The organism is Kineothrix alysoides (assembly GCF_000732725.1).
GTDB classification, from domain to species: Bacteria; Bacillota; Clostridia; order Lachnospirales; family Lachnospiraceae; genus Kineothrix; species Kineothrix alysoides.
Genome location: NZ_JPNB01000002.1, coordinates 226,556 through 245,378, shown reverse-complemented (window position 1 = coordinate 245,378; position 18,823 = coordinate 226,556). Strand labels below are relative to the sequence as shown.

Below are 18,823 nucleotides of genomic sequence, written 5' to 3'. Positions count from 1 at the left end.
GTGGAGCAAACATTAATTAGTGTAATTGTACCGCTATATCATGGTGAAAAGTATATATCTAAAATAGTCCCACAGATAGAAACAGCAAAAAAAGTGGCAGGGAATTTAACTGATATAGAGTTGATTTTTATTAATGATTACCCAGATGGGAAAATAGCGGAAGACTTTGCCGGGCATGAGGTGGAGATTAAGCTATTTAACCTTAAGGAAAATAGAGGTATTCATGGAGCAAGAGTGGAGGGGCTGGGCAGAAGCAGGGGGGAGTATGTTTTATTTTTAGACCAGGACGACAAAATATTACCGGAGTATTTTTCCTGTCAGCTATATAAAATAGGAAAGTGTGATGCTGTAGTTTGTAAGCTCATACATGAAAACAAACAGTTCTATGACATGAGAATGCCATTTGAAAGTGTAATAAATAAAGATTATATGTTTTCTGTAAGAAATTCAATTATCTCTCCCGGACAAGTATTGATTAGAAAAGACGCAATTTCGGAAGTATGGAAAAATGCAACATTAAGCAATAATGGCGCAGACGATTGGCTGTTATGGATTTGCATGATGGCAGAAGGGAAGAGATTCGCCTTAAATAATGAGATATTATTTGAACATGTGGTGGAAGGAAACAATGCATCCATAAATACCAATTATATGATTAATTCAGAAAGAGAAGTTTTTGAGATAGTTTCTGAGAATGGACTTCTCTCAAAGGATGAGTTGAACTGCTTGAGCATTACAGTAAAAAATGTAGTAGATGAACACATAAAAGCATTATGTAAATTTCAAAAAATGTTTTTTCTATATAATGAATGGATGAAGCTGCAGGAACAGGATATCTATATTTCAGATTATCTGAAACAACTTGAATATAACGATATAGCAATATATGCAGATAGTTATATTGGAAAAAGGTTATATCATAATTTGAAAAAAGATGGATTGAACATTTCTTTCTTTATCGATATGAATGCAAAGTATTTAAGGGAGGATATTCCAATATATACATTGGACGAAGAGTTGCCAGAAGTGGATATTATCATTATTTCTTTAGTTGAAGAAGAGAACAGCATTATGGAAAGGCTATCTTACAAAACAGAAGCAAAAGTATTGAGTATTACTGAGCTGATAAGGCAGATGAAAGCCCGGATAAGATAGAGGGATAAGAGGAATTAATGGTTCGGTAAAGTATATTAGAGGAGATGAATGGAAGATGGCAATTAATTTTCAGGATAGCATAGGAAAAATATACAAGCATCTTGGTGATGACGAATCGAGGCGGCTATATGTAGACAGATTATCATATAGTTTAACAAATGATACTTATTACCTAAAACAAATGTTTAAGAGAACAGATTTGTACCGTAAGATATATGATATTTTAAAGAGTGATGATTCGGAAAAATATATTTTTGGAATTGGACTGAATGGAAAGACTTTTGCAGATATCTACGAGGAGTTTCACTTCAAGGGATTTGTTGACAATTATGTGCATGAAGAGCATGAAAACCTGCCGGTTATTTCTGCAGAAGAATACATAGAAAAATATGCAAATGCATCAATATATATTTCTTCAACAAAATATACTGACGAAATGCATCAACAATTGGCAGATGCTGGTGTAAATGAAGAAAAAATAAAAGATATAGGTAAGCTGGTGGTAGATGTTTGGAATCGGCAACAATATTTTGATCTTCCCTATTTGAAGAACGATAAGGAAGAACCGGAAGTGTTTGTAGACGGAGGGTGCTTTGACGGCAGCAGTTCTGTGAGTTTTTCCAAGTGGGCGGGAGAAGCGCCTGCGTTTATATATGCATTTGAGCCGGATTCGGAGAATATAAAAATATGTAATGAGGTGCTGAGTTCGGTTGGAAGTATAAACCATCTGTTGTTTTCAAAGGGTCTGTGGAGTAGTGAATGTGATTTGAGGTTTTCAAGAAGAGATAATGGAATCGGTTCAAGGGTGGAAAGCGATGGAGAAATAGTAGTTCCGGTTACGAGTTTGGATAGTATAATTAATGATAAGGTCACCTTTTTGAAGCTTGATGTTGAAGGGGCGGAGTATGAGGCGTTAAAGGGCAGTGAAAAACTGATTAAGAAATATAAACCCAAGCTGGCGGTGTGTATTTACCATAAGAAGCAAGATGTGTGGGAAATACCAGAATTGATTTTATCAATGAATGAAGAATATAAGTTATATGTGCGGCATTATTCGTTTTCTGATGCAGAAACAGTTATATATGCAATTTAAAACGATAAATATTGTTAAATGATTTGGAGAAGCACTATGATATCAGTAATTGTGCCAATTTATAATATAAAGACATACTTAAGAAAATGTATAGAAAGTATATTAAATCAGACAATGCAGGATCTAGATATTGTGCTTGTAGATGATGGCTCAACAGATGGATGTTATGAAATATGTGATGAATTTTCCGAGATGGATGATAGAATTATTGTTATTCACAAAGAGAATGGTGGCCTTGTCAGTGCCAGAAAAGCCGGGATTCGGAGTGCTAAGGGAAGTTTAATAACATGGGTAGACGGCGATGACTGGATTGAACCGGACTATATTGAGAAAATGCATGAAGCAATGATAAAGACAGATGCAGATATCGTGGCAGCAGATTTGTTTTTTGATATCGGAAATAATTCGAAAGTTGTTAGAAATGGAATTGCTTATGGTTGTTATGCCCCTGTAGATATTGTAGGCAATATGTTGTATTCCGGAACATTTTATGAATATGGAATTAATCCTCACATCTACACCAAAATTATGAAAAAGGAATTGATATGTCCAAGGCAGCTTGAGGTTGATGAACGAATTATTGCGGGGGAAGATGCGGCTGTCGTATATCCATGTATTTTAGCTGCAAAGAAAGTTAGCATAGCAGATATATGTGGTTATCATTATATTCAGCATCCGGGTGCAATTACAAAAACCACTTCCCCAGATGAGCTATTTCGTAATCAAATATTTATTGAGTACATGCGGAATGTATTTATCAAATATAATATTTCTGATATGATGGAAATACAATTGAACCAGTATATCAAATATTATATGATTTTGCGGAACATACAGGCGTTTGATACAGAAAAAGATAAAGTGCTGATACCATATGGAGGCGTTCCGGTGGGAAGCAATGTTGTTCTTTATGGCGCTGGAGGTGTAGGACAGCAGATCTATAAATACTTGTATGGAAATAATAAGGTTGAAATAACTGGATGGTTAGATAAAAATTTCGAAGAATATCAGCAGCAAAAGTATGATGTTAAAATGCCGGAAGACATTGTTAAATGGGATTATGATTTTGTGCTTATAGCAAATACAGACAGTAAAGTATCCAATACTATAAAGAATGATTTAATTGCATTAGGAGTTGAGCAAGAGAAAATCTTATGGTTTTCAGAAAACTTTTTGGAGCCGGATAAGGAGTTCGAGATTAAGTTTTTTAAGTAAGGAATGGAGAGCGTTATATGGAAGATATGTTGATTTTTGGAGCAAAGAGTCTGGCGCTTGGAGCGTGTATTGCGTTGAATGAGTTATATCCGCAATATAATATCAAAGGATTTGTTGTGAGCAGCCTTTCGGGAAATCCGACCAAATTACATAATCTTCCTGTCATAGAACTTAATAGCGTAGAAGATAAGAGAACTTTAATCTATATAGCAACGCCGGAGGATGTGCAGGGAAGTATAGTTAAGTCTTTGAAAGAGCAGGGATTCGATAATTATATTTGTATGGATTCGGAAAAAGAGTCTGAGTTGATGGGACGATATTATGATGCTGTTAATAGATTTCCGTCTTTGGAGAAGTGTGGAGATATTGGAAATATTCATGGATATATTGCGAAATATTATAAGGACAAGCCTCTTATCAAAGAATATAGAATGCCTATGTGGCTAAAGCCAATACAAGTGGGTGCAGTTTTAACAAATGTAAGAGTAGCTGGAATGACAGATGATACAGGAGATAATATTTCAGGGAAGAATGGAAATTATTGTGAATTAACGGCGCTGTATTGGATTTGGAAAAATGTAATTCCCAAGGACAATAAAAAAGACTCATATTATGGTCTTTTTCATTATAGAAGGGTATTGGATGTTAAGAAGGAAGAACTTTACAGATTAAAGGATAACGGGATAGATGTGATATTGCCTTATCCGACTATCTGTGACCCCCATATTTCTGAGCATCATGAAAGATATGTGAATAGTTCTGATTGGAAGGCAATGTTGCAGGCATTAGCGGAATTACAACCGGATTACTTTAGCGCATTTATGAAAATTTTAGAACAGGAGTACTTATACAATTACAATATTCTTATAGCAAGAAAAGAGGTAATATCCGATTATTGTGCATGGTTATTTCCTATATTGGAACGTACAGAACAATTGAGTGTTCCGAAGGGAAGCGAGCGTTCTGACCGATATATAGGATATCTTGGAGAAAATTTACTTACTTTATATTTTATGTACCATAAAGAGCACTTACATATTGTACATACAGGGAGGATTATGTTGGTGTAGCATAAGTAGCCCAATAATACAGAGAGGAAAAAGGTGACAATGAGCATAGAACTAACCGCATCAATGATGTGTGCAAATTACGGAAATCTGGAAAAAGAAGTTCGAGACTTGGAGGAAGGGGGCATCGACTCATTCCATATAGATATCATGGATGGCCGTTATGTGCCAAACTATGCCATGTCTTTAAATGATATGGCGTACATTGCTTCGGTAGCAAAGAAGCCGTTAGACGTCCATTTAATGATAGAACATCCGAACAACAATATACATATTTTTCTTGATCATCTGCGCAAGGGGGACACCGTATATATTCATCCGGAAGCAGAATATCATCCTTCTACGACCTTACAGAAGATTATTGCTGCCGGTATGATACCAGGAGTAGCGATTAACCCCGGGACAAGTATAGAGACGATATATGAAATGCTCCGCATTGTCAAGAGGGTTCTTGTTATGTCTGTAAATCCTGGAAATGCAGGGCAGATGTATTTGCCCTATGTGGGAAAGAAGCTTTCCAAACTATTGTTGTTAAAAGAAGAAATGAATTTTCAGGTTTACTGGGATGGAGCCTGCAGCAAGGATAAGATCATTAAATACGCACCGGAGGGAGTGGATGGATTCGTACTCGGTACCACTCTTTTATTTAACAAAGGTAGATCATACGGGGAAATAATTCGGGAAATTCGTGGGTATGGCGAGTCCACAGGAGACGGAATCTGATGAATATTGCTTTAATATTGGCAGGCGGGACAGGTACGAGAATAGGCGGTGAGATTCCCAAGCAATACGTAGAAATTGCAGGAAAGCCTGTTATTTGTTATTGCCTTAAAACCTTTGCCCTGCATCCGAGAGTTGATGCAATACAAATTGTAGCCGACATTTCATGGCATGCTTATCTCAAACAGTGGATTGAGGATGAAGCGGTACTGGAGAAATGGAAGGGCTTTTCAAGACCGGGGAAAAACCGGCAGTTCTCTATATTGAATGCGTTGGAGGATGCTTGCCAATATGCGTCAGAAGAGGATTGGGTTATAGTACATGATGCGGCAAGACCGTTTTTGACAAATGATTTTATTACGGAAAGTCTGATAAAAGCGAATGGTCATGATGGAGTGCTTCCGGTATTGCCGATGAAAGATACTGTATATTTCAGCCAAAATGGCAGCAGTGTTTCTTCTTTGCTGAATCGAAACAATATTTTTGCCGGGCAGGCACCGGAGGTATTCAAGTTTGGAAAATACTATGAGGCTAACAAGTCCCTGGTGCCGGATGAGATACTGAAAATCAACGGTTCTACTGAACCAGCTATTCTTGCAGGAATGGATATTGTGATGATAGACGGCGATGAAGAAAACTTTAAGATAACGACAAAAAAGGATTTGGAACGATTTAGGCAAAAGATAGAAGGAATGAAATGATGAAAGCTTATGTTTTGCGCGATATAGGTGAACTACGATATGAGGAGATAGCGAGTCCTGAGATAAAATCGAAAGAGGTTCTGGTGGAGGTCAGAGCCGCTGGGATTTGCGGCTCTGATATCCCAAGGATATATAAGACGGGAACCTATTCCTATCCTTTGATTCCGGGACATGAATTTTCTGGGACTGTAATGGAAATAGGAGCGGAAGCAGACCACAGATGGAAAGGAAAGAGAGTTGGGGTATTTCCCCTGATTCCCTGCATGACTTGTGAGCCTTGTAAAAAGGGTCACTATGAGTTATGCAGAAAATATAGCTATTTAGGATCGCGCGTGGATGGTGGTTTCGCGGAATATGTTGCGGTACCGGAACAGAATTTGATTGAGTTGCCGGATAATGTTTCCTTTGAAGCTGCGGCTATGCTGGAGCCTATGGCGGTAGCGGTACACGCAATACGCAGTATGCAGCCAAAGGTGGGTGAGACGGTTGCAGTGTGCGGCCTGGGAACAATAGGAATACTTTTAACCATGTTTTTAAAGGATATGGGGGTCAACAGCATAATGGTTATCGGGAATAAGGATTTCCAGCAGGATATGCTTCGAAAGCATGGAGTTCTCGGGGAATACTATTGTGATAACCGGACGGCGGATATACATTCGTGGATAATGGATAAAACGGCGGGGCGGGGTGTGGATGTGTTTTTTGAATGTGTCGGAAAAAATGAAACGGTTTGCAAGACGATTCAATGCGCTGCCCCCGGGGGAAGAGTGCAGTTGGTTGGTAATCCAGCATCCGACATAAGCTTTGAGAAAGATACATATTGGAAGATTTTACGTAATCAGCTTACAATAAGAGGGAGCTGGAATTCGTCTTTTTCCCATAAGACCGACGACGACTGGCATTATGTATTGGAGCGTCTTGAACGCCATGAAATATTTCCGGAAGAGTATATCACACAAAGAATTCTCTTTGACGAATTAGAGAAAGGTTTGCGCATTATGAGGGATAAGACCGAGGAATATGTAAAAGTGATGGTTGTTAGACCGTAAATGGTTCATCAAAGGAGAAGTGATTTTCATCCAATCGATTCTATCATCGAGGTAGTGGTACTTCAATCTATTGTCATATTGTTCTTTGTATAGTATTAATTTGAGCTGAACGGATTGTAAACGGCTAAAGAACAGCAGGAAAATGCCCTAATCGTTAATGCTGAAATTAAGAGCTGGCAAAATAAAAAATAATGGTCGAAAATGAATATATTTGTAATACTAATATGTAATAGAAAACTGAATTAAAATGAATGTAGTAAATAAAACTTTACGAGTCGTTTTAATAATTCACACAAACACGAAAGGATGAATAACTATGGAACAATTAAGAGAAGAGCAAAAAGAAGCATTACAAGTAACCAAGGATTATTTAGTAAAATTAATCGCTGGGATGGAAAGCCTTGTCCCCGAACTAAAGGGTAAGAAAAAGGACGATACCGATGATTTCCTGAAGCAATGCCTGGACGGCTTGAACTGGGTAATACAGGTTTATAACAGAACTTCGGACTTAATTAATGAAGGTAAGGTTCGCATTGTGAAGGAGGAAGTAAACAACAGTATTTTAAGCTTCAACGAGGCGATGCAAAGCAAGGATGACAAGAAGATAGCCTTATCCTTAGAAAAGGATATTATCGTATTTCTACAAAATTTGTCGAAAGCGATTGAGAAAGTGCTGTAAAAGCTCTCTTATTTATAACTTTTATGTCGAAATTTATAACTTAAAATAAAAAATGTGAAAAAATGACAAAAAAAATAAAAAAAGTATTTACTTTTTAGAAAATGTGTAGTATAATTACAATCGTGAGAAGGTAATAAATGGTAATTTGCTTATGCATAAAGCATATCTTTCGATACTAAGCTGCAAAGTGTAAAAGGGGAATTTATACAAGATTAGTATGAAATTGTATATTTTGCATAAGCTAATTATAAGTCCCATAGGAACTGTAAAGTTTCCTATGGGATTTTTCATATTTTTATAACTGGCACTTTGTCAGTACTTGAGATTCGGTTCATTTTGGGAATCCTGCCCTTTTACTTTCATAATACTAATATACAGAAGTTATTATTTACTATATAGGTGATATCAGTTAAATGATATCACCTATATAGTAAATGAAAATATCAAAAACAAAGAAGTTTCTTATTTTTTGGGAGAAGTCCTTTTAATGCTCTTTGTAATATTCTGACCTTCACGAGTTATTTTCTTACTCACGCCGGCAATGTCCTTCAATACAGCCGAGACGAAGTGTCCTTGCTGTCCTTCAGAACCTAATCCCGGAACATTCTTTGGCTTTTGGCGCTGCTTGGGTGGTACCGATGCTTTAGCGGAAGATGCAACGGAAGAAACATTTTGCTGCTTTTGTGTATGATGCTGTAATTGCCTGTGAAAGGCAACAGTAGTTTTTTGTGATGGAGCCTTGTCAGACTCCCGCGAAGTCTCTGCAGCAGATGCTTCCACATTTCCGGTTAAAGTATCAGCGTCAACATCTGATGCTTCATCAGCCACTCGTGTTTCTGTTGCCTGCGCTCGCGTTGCCATCTCTGACCTCAACGCCTCATTCTCTTTCCGAAGTTCTCCCGCATCCCCGGAAAGCACCGCAATTTGTGACAAAAGTACTCTTTTCTCATCGAGGGCATTCTGTAAAGCTTCTTTATTTTTAATAATTTCATTTTGTAAAAGACTTAGTTTAACATTTTCTTCGGAAGTGCTGTTTTTAATTTGAGTTTTCAGTGCGATAATAGAGGCATTTAAGCTTTCATTTTCTTCGCGAAGAGCATTTAAGGTTATATCTGCTTCGGAAATGTTATAGCCGAATAAGCTTTTTTTCATAATGTTTTATTCCTTTGTTTTAAGTCTTTTTAATAATATTAGCCCAAGCAGATTGCGTTGTCAATGTCGGATGGATTTTGACATTATTCGAGTCTTAGTATATGCGGAGAACGTGCCTTTATATACTAAATATAGGATTTTCACTTGAATACGTACAAGTGATGTATTATAGTTATATTCAAGACTTAATTCGTGTTCATAAAAAGCGGGAGAAAAAATTATAGTATGGGTAGCATATTGATCGTAGGTGGCTACGGAACCTTTACGGAGGAATTGATCAACAAATTCTATAAAGAAAAATGGCATATTTATACGCTTACGAATAGTCAGAAGCTTGTGAAGCCTGCACATGTATTTGAGCAGTATACCTTTGCTTATGACAGTGCCAGCGTGGAAGAGGTCATAACAAGCTGCCGTCCGGATGCAATTTTGTTCATGGGGGCCTATGATCCGCTTTATCGATGGGAGGACGACCACGTGCAGGAGGAGTCACTGAACTATATTGCCGGACTGAGTAATCTCCTCATGGCGGCGGCGTCCTTCGGTGTACGACATTTTGTTTATGTGTCTTCGGACAGGGTATATGAGGATGAATATGCGGTGGATATCAGGGAGGAGATGCCGGCTTCGCCGAATAGCTTTCAGGGAATGACGATTTCCCAAGGGGAGAATCTGGCAATGCACTTTAATGCGACGACGCAGATGGAAGTAACTGTTCTGCGTATTGCCCGTATGTATGGTATTCCGGTGGATCGAGAATCCTGTACCGATATTTATTCCAAGATGTGTATGAAGGCGTTAGTATCCGGCAGATTGTACGTGAACGCGAAGAAGGTACTGTCTGCGTTGTATGTGAAGGATGGCGTGGAAGCGGTATACCTGTTAATCGATGCGCCGGAGAGAAAATATAAGCTTTACCATGTTTCTTCCAGGGAGGAAGTAACGGAGGACAAGGTGGCTGAGCTCATCCGGGAAAAATATTCACACCCTGTGGAAATCGTGGACCGTACCATAGGCCTGCGCCAGCGGGTCATTTTATCCAATGAAAGATTTTGCTCGGAATTCTCCTTTCAGGTGCGGACCGGGTACGAAGAAATGATTCCTATGATTATCGCTCATATGAAGCGCCATAAGAATCTTTTTTTACATGGTGACGAGCAATATGGGGGCAAGAGACTTCGGGACCGGATGCTTCGCCTGCTGAAAAAGGCAGTTCCGTTTTTGGAGACTGTAGTCTTTTTCTTTCCTGTCTATATATTGAACAACAGGGTAGCAGATAGCATTTATTTCGGACAGATTAACTTCTACTTATTATATGTGCTTCTTTTCGCAGTGGTACACGGCAGGCGGCAGGCGATTTTATCCGCTTTGCTCAGCGTAATCGGATACTGCTTCGGGCAGATGTATACGACGTCCGGATTTTCATTATTAATAGATATCAATACTTACATATGGACCGCTCAGATTTTCGTTGTTGGCCTGACAGTGGGACATCTGAAGGATAAGTTCCGCGAGACGGAGGAGGATAAGAACGAGAGAATCGACTTTCTTGCGGACAGACTGAGTGATATTACAGTAATTAATTCCAGCAATACGAAGCTTAAGAACTATTTTGCAGAAAAGTTGATCAGCAGTGCGGAAGGTGTTGGACGTATTTACGAAATCACTTCGAGGCTTGAGCGGGCCAAGATGGGCGAGGTGCTGTTTTCCGCTCTCGATACTTTATCGGAGATTATGGAGACGAAGGATGTTTCTATCTATCTCGTTTCCAACGAGAGCTATTGCCGTCTGGCCTCCGCTTCCAGCGAGAAGGCCCGCTCTCTGGGCAAATCGTTGGCAATGGCCGATTACGCGGCAATGTTTGACGTGCTGATAAAGAAGCAGGTTTATATTAACCGGTCGTTAGACACAGAACTTCCTATGATGGGAAGCGCACTTTTTGACGATAAAGGTAATATGAGAATCATCGTACTGCTTTGGAATATTCCCTATGAGCAGATGACCTTGTACCAAGCAAATCTCCTATCGGTAGTAGGTGCCCTCGTATACGCTGTAGTGGTGCGCGATGCGGATTATATGGATGCTCTGGTATACCGCAGATTTCTCCCCGGAACCGGTATCCTTCAGCAGGAGGCTTTCGAGTCGATGTTAGATATTTATCGGAATGCGGGGGAGAAGGGATATGCGCAGTCCAGCGTTTTCTATATCCAAGCGGAAGGCATGCCGCTTACGGAGCTTAACGATAAACTCCGCTTGCTGCTGCGCGAAACGGATTATGTGGGTATGGTACAGGGCGGCAATATTGGGGTGCTCCTGACCAACACGAATAAGAACGAGTCGGCATATGTAAAGGCACGTCTGGAAGAGAACGGAATCGCTACTTATCAGGAGAAAAAGATATAATTTCTGGTTATATGGGGGTACTATGACGACGCAGGCTAAATAACAATAGAACTATAAAATAGGGGAAGGAAATGGTTGCTTTTATATGGATACGACAGGACTTTGGCCGGTTATGGCAATTTGCATAGGGAATGTACTCGTGGCATTTGGCATATTCGTCTGGGCCTGCTTCCAGAAAAAGGGTAGGCGCGGCACAGGTTTTTTGATTGCGTGGTTCATTTTTATCGTTCCTTTTTTCGGGCTGCTGTATTTGCTGCTTAGCCGTTTTATTGGATTTCTGAACCGTAGGAAGAACGTGGATATGAGCGATGTAAGCTTCAGTCAGGAACGGGAGAAGCTTATTCTGCCGCCGGATATAGAGACAGAGATGAATTATGTGCCGATTCAGGATGCCATGGCGGTTTCGGATACGCTCAGCCTTCGCCGCCTGATTCTTGATGCGCTTAGAAACGATGCGAAGAGAACAGTGGCCAGCATTGCGGTAGCCATGAACAGTAAGGATACGGAGACTTCCCACTATGCGGCTTCGGTCATTCTCGATGCGCTGTCGGAGTTTCGTTCCACTGCCCAGAATATGATCGAGCATACCCAGAAGCTTCCTGAGGACGTAGAGATGAACCTTCTTACCTTCAATTATATCCATGATGTCCTGAAGATGAAAATCATGACGAATATGGAGCAGGAGGCTTATATTTACACGCTGGATAATGTCGCGGAGAATCTTTTTACCCATAATCTATGGTATATGAGTGCGACTCATTATCTTTGGATGGCGGATTGGTTTATTACTATTAAGGAATATAATATGGCGGATAAATGGGTATCCAGAGCCGTACAGTACAGACCTAATATGCTGGATACTTTTAAGGCGAGACTGCATTTATATTATAACCAGCGCAATCAAGCTGCTTTTTTTAATTGCCTGGACGAGTTTGGCGAGAGCGATGTGGCAGCAGATGAAGAGATTCTGAATCTGTTTCGGCTGTACGGTAACCAGAAGGATAGAAGCTTATGATTTCAAAAGGAAATTATTTTGTAATTTTTATATTGCTGTTTATGGTCTTTTTCATGTTCATGTTTGCCGGTGTTTCGTCCCATGTATTGTCGGATGCGTCAGAAAATATCAGGGCAGAGGACAAGGCAGAGGTAAGTTATGAGGATAGGGAGGTCTTTTCTGCGGAACAGAAGAAAAGGGCGGCTATCCTTTCATCGGATGGGGAAACTGCTGCGGCCAAGCTTCTTGAAGAGTGGTGTATATACAATAAGTACTCCTATCAGCTTTATACCTCGTGGGTACCGGAGGAGGAAATTGATACTTATGATTTGCTGTTATTTAGCGATTATAAACTGACGGCAGAGGACAGCGACATTCTTTACTCCTATGCGAATCTGGGAAAGACTATGATTTTCACAAAGCTTCCGGATTACAGTGCAATCGTTGCAGACCCGCAGTTCGCCGCTTTTTTCGGTATCAAAGCGGGAGTGGAAGAGGAGATGGAAGCGGATGGAATCAAGATATTCTCTGATTTTATGTTAAGTAAGGAGAGGGTGTATAAGGAGGGCGACTACTTCGGTGAGGAGGACGATACGCGAATCGATGTGCCGTATTATTCTCTGGCGTCGGGCTATGAAGTGTATGCGGTAGGTATCCTGGACAATCAGAAGGAGCTTGGAATTGAAGATAAAGAGCTGCCGCCTCTTCTTTGGAAGACTACGACTGAAAAGTCTTTCGTCTTCGCAGTGAATAGCGATGTTTTTAACGGAGTGCCCTTGCTAGGCATCCTTACCGGCTTTATGGCACAGGAGGGAGACGTCTTTCTCTATCCTATTGTCAATGCGCAGACGATTTCTGTGCTGAATTATCCGTATTTTTCCGGAGAGAACGATGAGACGATGCAGAAGCTGTACAGCCGCAGTTCAGAGGCAGTAGCCAGAGATCTGCTTTGGTCAGGCATCGTCCAGATATTGAAAAATTATGGCAGCTCCTATAGCTTTTTTGCCTCCCCGAAACTGGATTATGCTGCGCAGGACAAGGACCGTGCAGATTACCTTAGCTTTTACCTGAGGGAAATAAGTAAGCTTCCGGGAGACATGGGCCTATCCTTTGACCATGTATCGGATACGGGCCTTGCCAAAGTACAAGAAGATAATGAGCAGTTCCTGGAGGAAAACTTACCGGAATACGGCCTTACGGCTTTGTACGCGGCGGACTTTAAGCCCGAGGAGATAGCCGGGAATGCGGACTATGAACACTTGAGAGATATAAGGCTGATTATGTCGGGATACGAAGAGGGGGATTCCCTGATAGACTTTTTGGATGACGGAGTCCTCTCCGTAAAATTCAATCAGGACGGCTACCAGCATGAAACGATGGACGATCTGCGTATGATCTGTGTGGAAAATGCCCTCGGAATGTGCAATATGGAAGTAGATATCGGACGGGTATTTTACCCCGAAAGCGATGAGGACGAATGGAACAATCTAAGCCTGGAATGGTCTAAGGGAGATACGTATTTCAAAGATTTTTCCAAGCTGGACATGGTGTCCGTATATGAAATGGAAAAGCGTATCAGACGTTTTATGGCGCTGGATTATATTTATGAAAGGGAAGAAAAGGGCATAACGGTTCGGATGAAGAATTTCGAAGAAGAGGCTTATTTTGTGCTTTGTACCTATAATAACAGCGTGGAATCCGCAGAGAATGCTGATGTGGAGAAGCTTTCCGATACGGCCTGGCTGATCAGGGCCCTGGCACCGGAGGTAAGGATTTATCTGACGGAGGAAAATGTCTTGGAAAAGCCGAAAAATAACAAGACAGTTCCCAGTAACCCGCAGTAAGACTGGCAGGAGGATTGGATATGATTGTGTGCATGATAGCAGAGGGCTGTTATCCTTATGTTGTCGGCGGTGTATCCAGTTGGATACATAGCATCATTCGGTTATTTCCGAATATAGAATTTAAATTGATTACAATTGTTGCAGACCGCAGTGTAAGCGGGAAATTTGCCTACCAGCTTCCGGATAATCTGACGGAAATCCACGAGGTGTATCTTCAGGATGTGGACTGGGTGGGACACAGTAAGGCGGGGAAGAAGCGGTTCCATCTAAGCAGTGAGGAGACTGAGGCCCTGCGCGGCCTGGTCATCGGCGAGGATGTGGACTGGATAAGAGTGTTTTCTATGTTTAACAGAAAGAACATTTCCATTGACCGTATATTGATGAGCCCGGAATTTTTAGAGATTGCGAAGGAATATTATTCCATGAAATTTTCGGATATAACCTTTTCTGACTTTTTATGGACATTGCGCTCTATTTACCTGCCGCTTTTTTTCGCGTTAAAGTGTAAACCGCCCAAGGCTGATATTTACCATTGCGTGGCGACAGGCTATGCGGGAATCATCGGCAGCAAGGCATTGTCCATGTATCCCGATTCCAAGCTGCTCGTCAGCGAGCACGGTATTTACACAAGGGAGAGGGAAGAGGAAATTATTAAGGCAAAATGGGTGCAGGGAGTTTATAAGACGATTTGGATCGAGCAGTTTCGTAAAATGTCTCAATGCGCGTATTACTATGCGGATTTGGTGACTTCGCTTTTTGAGCATGCGCGCACCTTGCAGATAGAGCTGGGATGCCCTGCAGGAAAGGCTATCGTGACGCCCAACGGCATCGATGCGGAGCGGTTTTCGGCAGTTCCCGGGAAGGACCCGGAGGACCCTTATATCAATGTCGGTGCAATTCTTCGTGTGACACCGATTAAGGATGTAAAGACGATGATTAACGCATTCTATTACGCACATGAAAAGGAACCGCTGCTAAAGCTTTGGATTATGGGACCGGACGATGAGAATCCGGAATATGCACAGGACTGCAAAGATCTTGTAAAGGCTTTGCAGGCGGAAAATATCGAATTTACAGGAAGCATTCAGACGACGGATTATATAGGGCGGATGGATATGACGATTCTTACCAGCATCAGCGAGGGACAGCCGCTTACGATTCTGGAGGGCTTTGCGGCGAAGAAGCCTTGCATCGCCACTAACGTAGGCAACTGCTACGGCTTGGTTTACGGGGAAGATGATTCCTTCGGAGAGGCAGGTATTGTGGTACCTGTTATGAATATTTCCGAAATCACTCGTGCAATTTTAAGGCTGGCATGGCATCCTGATATGGCCCACCGGATGGGCGAGAATGGTTATAAACGCCTGATGCGCAAATATAAAAGCGTCTATATGGAGGAAGCTTACCGTAAGATATATCGAACGCTTGGTTCGGTGGAATATACGGAGGAGATATTCGTCCCCCCGTCGATTGCAGAGAGCCCTTCGGGAAAAAGAGAAAGATAATGGCAGAAAGGAAAACGTAGCGTATGGCTGGTCTTGGCATTCAGTTAAATAAAATATTCGATAAGCGGTCGGTAACAGCTGCACTTTATGGGATAGGCTTTAGCTTCGTATATACGATTGCACCTATGCTGGTGGTCATCGGCTGTTTGTTCGCAATGTATAAGGTTCTGGGCTTCGATACGGTAGGGTATCTGGAAAGGGAGACATTTTCCAGCAGTATTCTCTACATATTTATCTTTTCCCTTTTGACCTCTGCCCCTTTTAACTCGGTGCTGTCGAAGTTCCAGACGGATAGGATCTATGAGCAGCGGTATGAGGACATCAGACCCTGCATTTATGTGGGAACAATCACAAACCTGACCTTTTCTTCTATGGTGGCGATTCCCTTCTATATTTATGAAACCATAGTGGGCGGTGTGCCTGTATACTATGTGTTTACTACTTATATGGGATTTTTGGGACTTTCGCTGACCTTTTCGACGATGGTGTATAACTCGATTTTAAAGCAGTATAAGAAAATATCCTTATATTTTATATGCGGTATGGGTGTTAGCTTTGTTCTGTCCGTTATTTTTCGTTTCGGATGGGGATTTTCTATTACGTATAGCATGCTGCTTTCGCTGACCATAGGCTTTTTGCTGATTGCATCCCTGGAGCTTGCCAATGTGCTGCAATATTTTCCTGCTAACAGCCGAAACTATAAAGCAGTGCTTCGTTATTACAGAATATACTGGAAGCTGATTGCTTCTAATTTCCTGTATACGCTTGGGCTGTTTATTCATAATTTCGTATTCTGGGCTCAACCGTGGCATATGGTTGTCCGTAATACCTATGTCAGCAACCAACCCTATGACATGGCATCCTGTCTTGCTATGTTCACTAATATTTCTGCCAGCGTGCTGTTCATCTCAAGAGTGGAGATGCACTTTCATGAAAGATATAAGGATTATACGGAGGCCGTTATAGGCGGCAAGCTGGACAGCATTCAGAAGGCGAAAAAGCGGATGTTCCGGGGGCTTTCCTCGCAGCTTCTTTCCCTTGTGCATATTCAGTTCATCGTGTCAGTTATTATCTATTTGGTTGCGATTGTGGTACTCCCCTTTATGGGATTCTCGGGAATGGTCATGGAAATATATCCCCAGCTTGCAGTGGGATATTTTATTTCCTTTTTGATGTATTCGGAGCTTTTATTTTTGTATTACTTCGATGATCTGACCGGAGCGATGCTGAACGGTGTTATATTTGCGGGAGTGGCGCTTATAGGCTCCATATTTTCCGCCGGACTGCCGGCCATCTGGTATGGTGCGGGATTTACGGCAGCAGCATTTGCGGCGTTTACTTTTTCTTATTTAAGACTTCGTTACGTGGAGAAAAACTTGGATAATCACATTTTCTGCAGGGGAACGGTATTGAAGCAGGTGGCTTCGGATATGCCGGAAGAAGATGTTTATAATATATATAGAGGAAAAACGGATTTGAAAAAAACAAAGGCACAATGACAAGGAGGGCACATATGTCTATTACACTTCGAATTTTTGTATGTTTTACGGGTATTGTTCTGATTTATATGGCACGCAGGGCCAGTATCGTCCGTAAGATGACGGAGAAGCAGAGTTTGTTCTGGATTAGCGGGGGAGTTATCATCATTTTATTCGGGCTGATTCCCCGGCTGGTTTATTTTATTTCCGATTTGTTTGCGGTGGAATATCCGCCTTCTATTATATTTGCACTGGCTGTCGTTCTGGCGGCTTATGGGATATTCAACTGCTATAATTCTATCGCGGAGCTGTCCTCCAGAGTGCAGGAGCTGGCGATGCAGGTTTCTCTGCTGAATGAGGAGAACAGTCATTTGAAGGTGCTGATAGAAAGGGACGTGGATTTGGTACATCTGCACGGAACCGCCAGGGCCGATGTGGACATTGGGGAACAAAAGAGTTCTGTAGAGCCGATGAATTCTGAAGAACCGACGAATTCCGGCACGGAGCAGACAGAATGAGAAAACGTATATTGTTTATTATCAACACAATGGGACGGGCCGGGGCAGAGACTGCTTTGATCGAGCTTCTTAATAAGCTTGATTCTATGAAGGAATATGAGCTTTTCCTCTACGCGGTCATTCCTTACGGAGAGTTGTTCGACAAGGTGCCTGTGGGTGTTCACATTTTGAATAAGCATACAGGGAATGGTTCGGTTCTCTCTTTTAAAGGTCATGTGTACATTAGTATAGAGGTGTTCCGTTCGTTCTTCTATAAGCTGACCGGTTTTCGCTTGCTTCCTTACATGTGGCGCAATATTCGCATGCAGAAAAAGACGGGAAGGAAGCTGCAATATGACAAGCTCTTTTGGAGGCTGTTAGCTGATGGGCGCTCTGCGATAGCGGGTGACTATGATTTAGCGGTGGCTTACATAGAGGGAGCATCGGCCTATTGCCTTGCGGACAAGGTAAATGCGAAACATAAAGCCGCCTTTATCCACATTGATTATGAAAAGGCTGGTTATACTTTAGATATGGATAAGGATTGCTATAAGGAAGCGGAGAAAATTTTCGTCGTATCCAAAGAGGTAGGAGAAAAGTTCTGCAAGGTCTATCCACAGTACCGGAATAAGATTCGGCTGTTTCGCAACCTTTTGGATATCCGGGGAATTAGGAAAAAAGCTCAGGAGAATACAGGTTTTACAGATGACTTTCAGGGAGTGCGCCTTGTTACCGTAGGACGGCTCCATTACCAGAAGGGCTATGATATCGCGGTGGAAGCGTTAGCCAAGCTGCGAGCGCAGGGCTATGACGCGCGCTGGTATGTAATCGGAGAGGGCATGGAGCGAAAGCCCTTGGAGCAGTTGATTCGAAAGTTCGGGCTGGAGGATGATTTTTTTCTCCTTGGGGTGAAGGAAAACCCCTATCCTTATATAAAACAGGCAGATATTTACGTCCATGCTACCCGCTATGAGGGGAAAAGCATTGCTATAGAGGAAGCACAGATTCTTGGAAAGGCCATTGTTGCGTCGGACTGTACCGGCAACCGGGAGCAGATCGAGCATGGCTACGACGGTATGCTTCTGACTTTGGAGGCGGATAATCTGGCGGAGGGACTGAAAACAGTAATCGATGATCCGGAGCTTAGAAGAAGCTATGAGAAGCATGTACTTGAGAAAAAGCTGGAATTTCCCGAGGACTTGGAAGAACTGCTTTCGATGCTTGAGGAGAAATGCGCGGTTTTGCCGTAAGGCCAAACTGTTACGAAGGAG

16 protein-coding genes are annotated in these 18,823 nt (G+C 41.7%); 15 read left to right on the top strand and 1 reads right to left on the bottom strand.

The window, feature by feature from the left end:
* The 8 genes from CC90_RS0112130 (at position 1) to CC90_RS0112095 (ending at position 7,679) form a co-directional block, all read left to right on the top strand.
* Positions 1 to 1,155, top strand: a complete 1,155-nt coding sequence (locus CC90_RS0112130; RefSeq protein ID WP_031391038.1) for a glycosyltransferase family 2 protein — start codon at positions 1 to 3, stop codon at positions 1,153 to 1,155.
* A 55-nt stretch (positions 1,156 to 1,210) separates the two neighbouring features.
* Positions 1,211 to 2,248, top strand: a complete 1,038-nt coding sequence (locus CC90_RS23735) for an FkbM family methyltransferase (RefSeq protein ID WP_081905986.1) — start codon at positions 1,211 to 1,213, stop codon at positions 2,246 to 2,248.
* A 36-nt stretch (positions 2,249 to 2,284) separates the two neighbouring features.
* Positions 2,285 to 3,463: a glycosyltransferase family 2 protein gene (locus CC90_RS23150; protein ID WP_051869501.1), complete on the top strand. Its 1,179-nt coding sequence runs from the start codon at positions 2,285 to 2,287 to the stop codon at positions 3,461 to 3,463.
* A gap of 17 nt (positions 3,464 to 3,480) precedes the next feature.
* Positions 3,481 to 4,533, top strand: a complete 1,053-nt coding sequence (locus tag CC90_RS0112115; protein WP_031391035.1) for a DUF4422 domain-containing protein — start codon at positions 3,481 to 3,483, stop codon at positions 4,531 to 4,533.
* 39 nt (positions 4,534 to 4,572) lie between these two features.
* A complete protein-coding gene (locus CC90_RS0112110) occupies positions 4,573 to 5,253 on the top strand; it encodes a ribulose-phosphate 3-epimerase (protein WP_031391034.1) in 681 nt (226 codons plus the stop codon).
* On the top strand, positions 5,253 to 5,951 hold the full coding sequence (locus tag CC90_RS0112105) for an IspD/TarI family cytidylyltransferase (RefSeq protein WP_031391033.1): 699 nt from the start codon (positions 5,253 to 5,255) through the stop codon (positions 5,949 to 5,951). Before CC90_RS0112110 ends, CC90_RS0112105 begins: the two co-directional genes overlap by 1 nt.
* Positions 5,948 to 7,000 carry a galactitol-1-phosphate 5-dehydrogenase gene (locus CC90_RS0112100; RefSeq protein WP_330373225.1) on the top strand — a complete coding sequence of 351 codons (1,053 nt, stop codon included), beginning with the start codon at positions 5,948 to 5,950 and terminating at the stop codon, positions 6,998 to 7,000. The genes CC90_RS0112105 and CC90_RS0112100 overlap by 4 nt, the downstream gene beginning before the upstream one ends.
* Positions 7,001 to 7,316: 316 nt before the next feature.
* On the top strand, positions 7,317 to 7,679 hold the full coding sequence (locus CC90_RS0112095) for a hypothetical protein (RefSeq protein ID WP_031391031.1): 363 nt from the start codon (positions 7,317 to 7,319) through the stop codon (positions 7,677 to 7,679).
* Between the two features lie 462 nt (positions 7,680 to 8,141).
* Here CC90_RS0112095 and CC90_RS0112090 read toward each other — a convergent pair whose 3' ends face one another.
* Positions 8,142 to 8,831, bottom strand: a complete 690-nt coding sequence (locus CC90_RS0112090) for a hypothetical protein (RefSeq protein ID WP_031391030.1) — start codon at positions 8,829 to 8,831, stop codon at positions 8,142 to 8,144.
* 225 nt (positions 8,832 to 9,056) lie between these two features.
* Between CC90_RS0112090 and CC90_RS0112085 the strand changes: the two genes are divergently transcribed.
* The 7 genes from CC90_RS0112085 (at position 9,057) to CC90_RS0112055 (ending at position 18,802) form a co-directional block, all read left to right on the top strand.
* Positions 9,057 to 11,234 carry a sugar nucleotide-binding protein gene (locus tag CC90_RS0112085; RefSeq protein WP_031391029.1) on the top strand — a complete coding sequence of 726 codons (2,178 nt, stop codon included), beginning with the start codon at positions 9,057 to 9,059 and terminating at the stop codon, positions 11,232 to 11,234.
* 85 nt (positions 11,235 to 11,319) lie between these two features.
* On the top strand, positions 11,320 to 12,249 hold the full coding sequence (locus CC90_RS0112080; RefSeq protein WP_031391028.1) for a hypothetical protein: 930 nt from the start codon (positions 11,320 to 11,322) through the stop codon (positions 12,247 to 12,249).
* The gene (locus tag CC90_RS0112075; RefSeq protein WP_031391027.1) at positions 12,246 to 14,072 is read left to right on the top strand and encodes a DUF2194 domain-containing protein; all 1,827 of its coding nucleotides are present in this window, start codon (positions 12,246 to 12,248) and stop codon (positions 14,070 to 14,072) included. The genes CC90_RS0112080 and CC90_RS0112075 overlap by 4 nt, the downstream gene beginning before the upstream one ends.
* Before the next feature lie 20 nt (positions 14,073 to 14,092).
* Positions 14,093 to 15,577 (top strand): GT4 family glycosyltransferase PelF, encoded by a 1,485-nt coding sequence (pelF, locus tag CC90_RS0112070; RefSeq protein WP_031391026.1) that lies wholly within the window; start codon positions 14,093 to 14,095, stop codon positions 15,575 to 15,577.
* A 23-nt stretch (positions 15,578 to 15,600) separates the two neighbouring features.
* Entirely contained in the window at positions 15,601 to 17,076 is a 1,476-nt protein-coding gene (gene pelG, locus CC90_RS0112065) for an exopolysaccharide Pel transporter PelG (RefSeq protein ID WP_035315685.1), read from the top strand.
* Positions 17,077 to 17,090: 14 nt separating this feature from the next.
* Entirely contained in the window at positions 17,091 to 17,573 is a 483-nt protein-coding gene (locus CC90_RS0112060) for a DUF2304 domain-containing protein (RefSeq protein ID WP_031391024.1), read from the top strand.
* Positions 17,570 to 18,802 (top strand): glycosyltransferase, encoded by a 1,233-nt coding sequence (locus CC90_RS0112055; RefSeq protein ID WP_031391023.1) that lies wholly within the window; start codon positions 17,570 to 17,572, stop codon positions 18,800 to 18,802. Before CC90_RS0112060 ends, CC90_RS0112055 begins: the two co-directional genes overlap by 4 nt.
* The last annotated feature ends 21 nt before the right edge of the window (positions 18,803 to 18,823 follow it).

Bases quoted from the DNA above. Each gene is read 5' to 3' on its own strand.
- CC90_RS23735 (WP_081905986.1), top strand. From the start codon at position 1,211: ATGGCAATTAATTTTCAGGATAGCATAGGAAAAATATACAAGCATCTT.
- CC90_RS23150 (WP_051869501.1), top strand. From the start codon at position 2,285: ATGATATCAGTAATTGTGCCAATTTATAATATAAAGACATACTTAAGA.
- CC90_RS0112115 (WP_031391035.1), top strand. From the start codon at position 3,481: ATGGAAGATATGTTGATTTTTGGAGCAAAGAGTCTGGCGCTTGGAGCG.
- CC90_RS0112110 (WP_031391034.1), top strand. From the start codon at position 4,573: ATGAGCATAGAACTAACCGCATCAATGATGTGTGCAAATTACGGAAAT.
- CC90_RS0112105 (WP_031391033.1), top strand. From the start codon at position 5,253: ATGAATATTGCTTTAATATTGGCAGGCGGGACAGGTACGAGAATAGGC.
- CC90_RS0112100 (WP_330373225.1), top strand. From the start codon at position 5,948: ATGATGAAAGCTTATGTTTTGCGCGATATAGGTGAACTACGATATGAG.
- CC90_RS0112095 (WP_031391031.1), top strand. From the start codon at position 7,317: ATGGAACAATTAAGAGAAGAGCAAAAAGAAGCATTACAAGTAACCAAG.
- CC90_RS0112090 (WP_031391030.1), bottom strand. From the start codon at position 8,831: ATGAAAAAAAGCTTATTCGGCTATAACATTTCCGAAGCAGATATAACC.
- CC90_RS0112085 (WP_031391029.1), top strand. From the start codon at position 9,057: ATGGGTAGCATATTGATCGTAGGTGGCTACGGAACCTTTACGGAGGAA.
- CC90_RS0112080 (WP_031391028.1), top strand. From the start codon at position 11,320: ATGGATACGACAGGACTTTGGCCGGTTATGGCAATTTGCATAGGGAAT.
- CC90_RS0112075 (WP_031391027.1), top strand. From the start codon at position 12,246: ATGATTTCAAAAGGAAATTATTTTGTAATTTTTATATTGCTGTTTATG.
- pelF (WP_031391026.1), top strand. From the start codon at position 14,093: ATGATTGTGTGCATGATAGCAGAGGGCTGTTATCCTTATGTTGTCGGC.
- pelG (WP_035315685.1), top strand. From the start codon at position 15,601: ATGGCTGGTCTTGGCATTCAGTTAAATAAAATATTCGATAAGCGGTCG.
- CC90_RS0112060 (WP_031391024.1), top strand. From the start codon at position 17,091: ATGTCTATTACACTTCGAATTTTTGTATGTTTTACGGGTATTGTTCTG.
- CC90_RS0112055 (WP_031391023.1), top strand. From the start codon at position 17,570: ATGAGAAAACGTATATTGTTTATTATCAACACAATGGGACGGGCCGGG.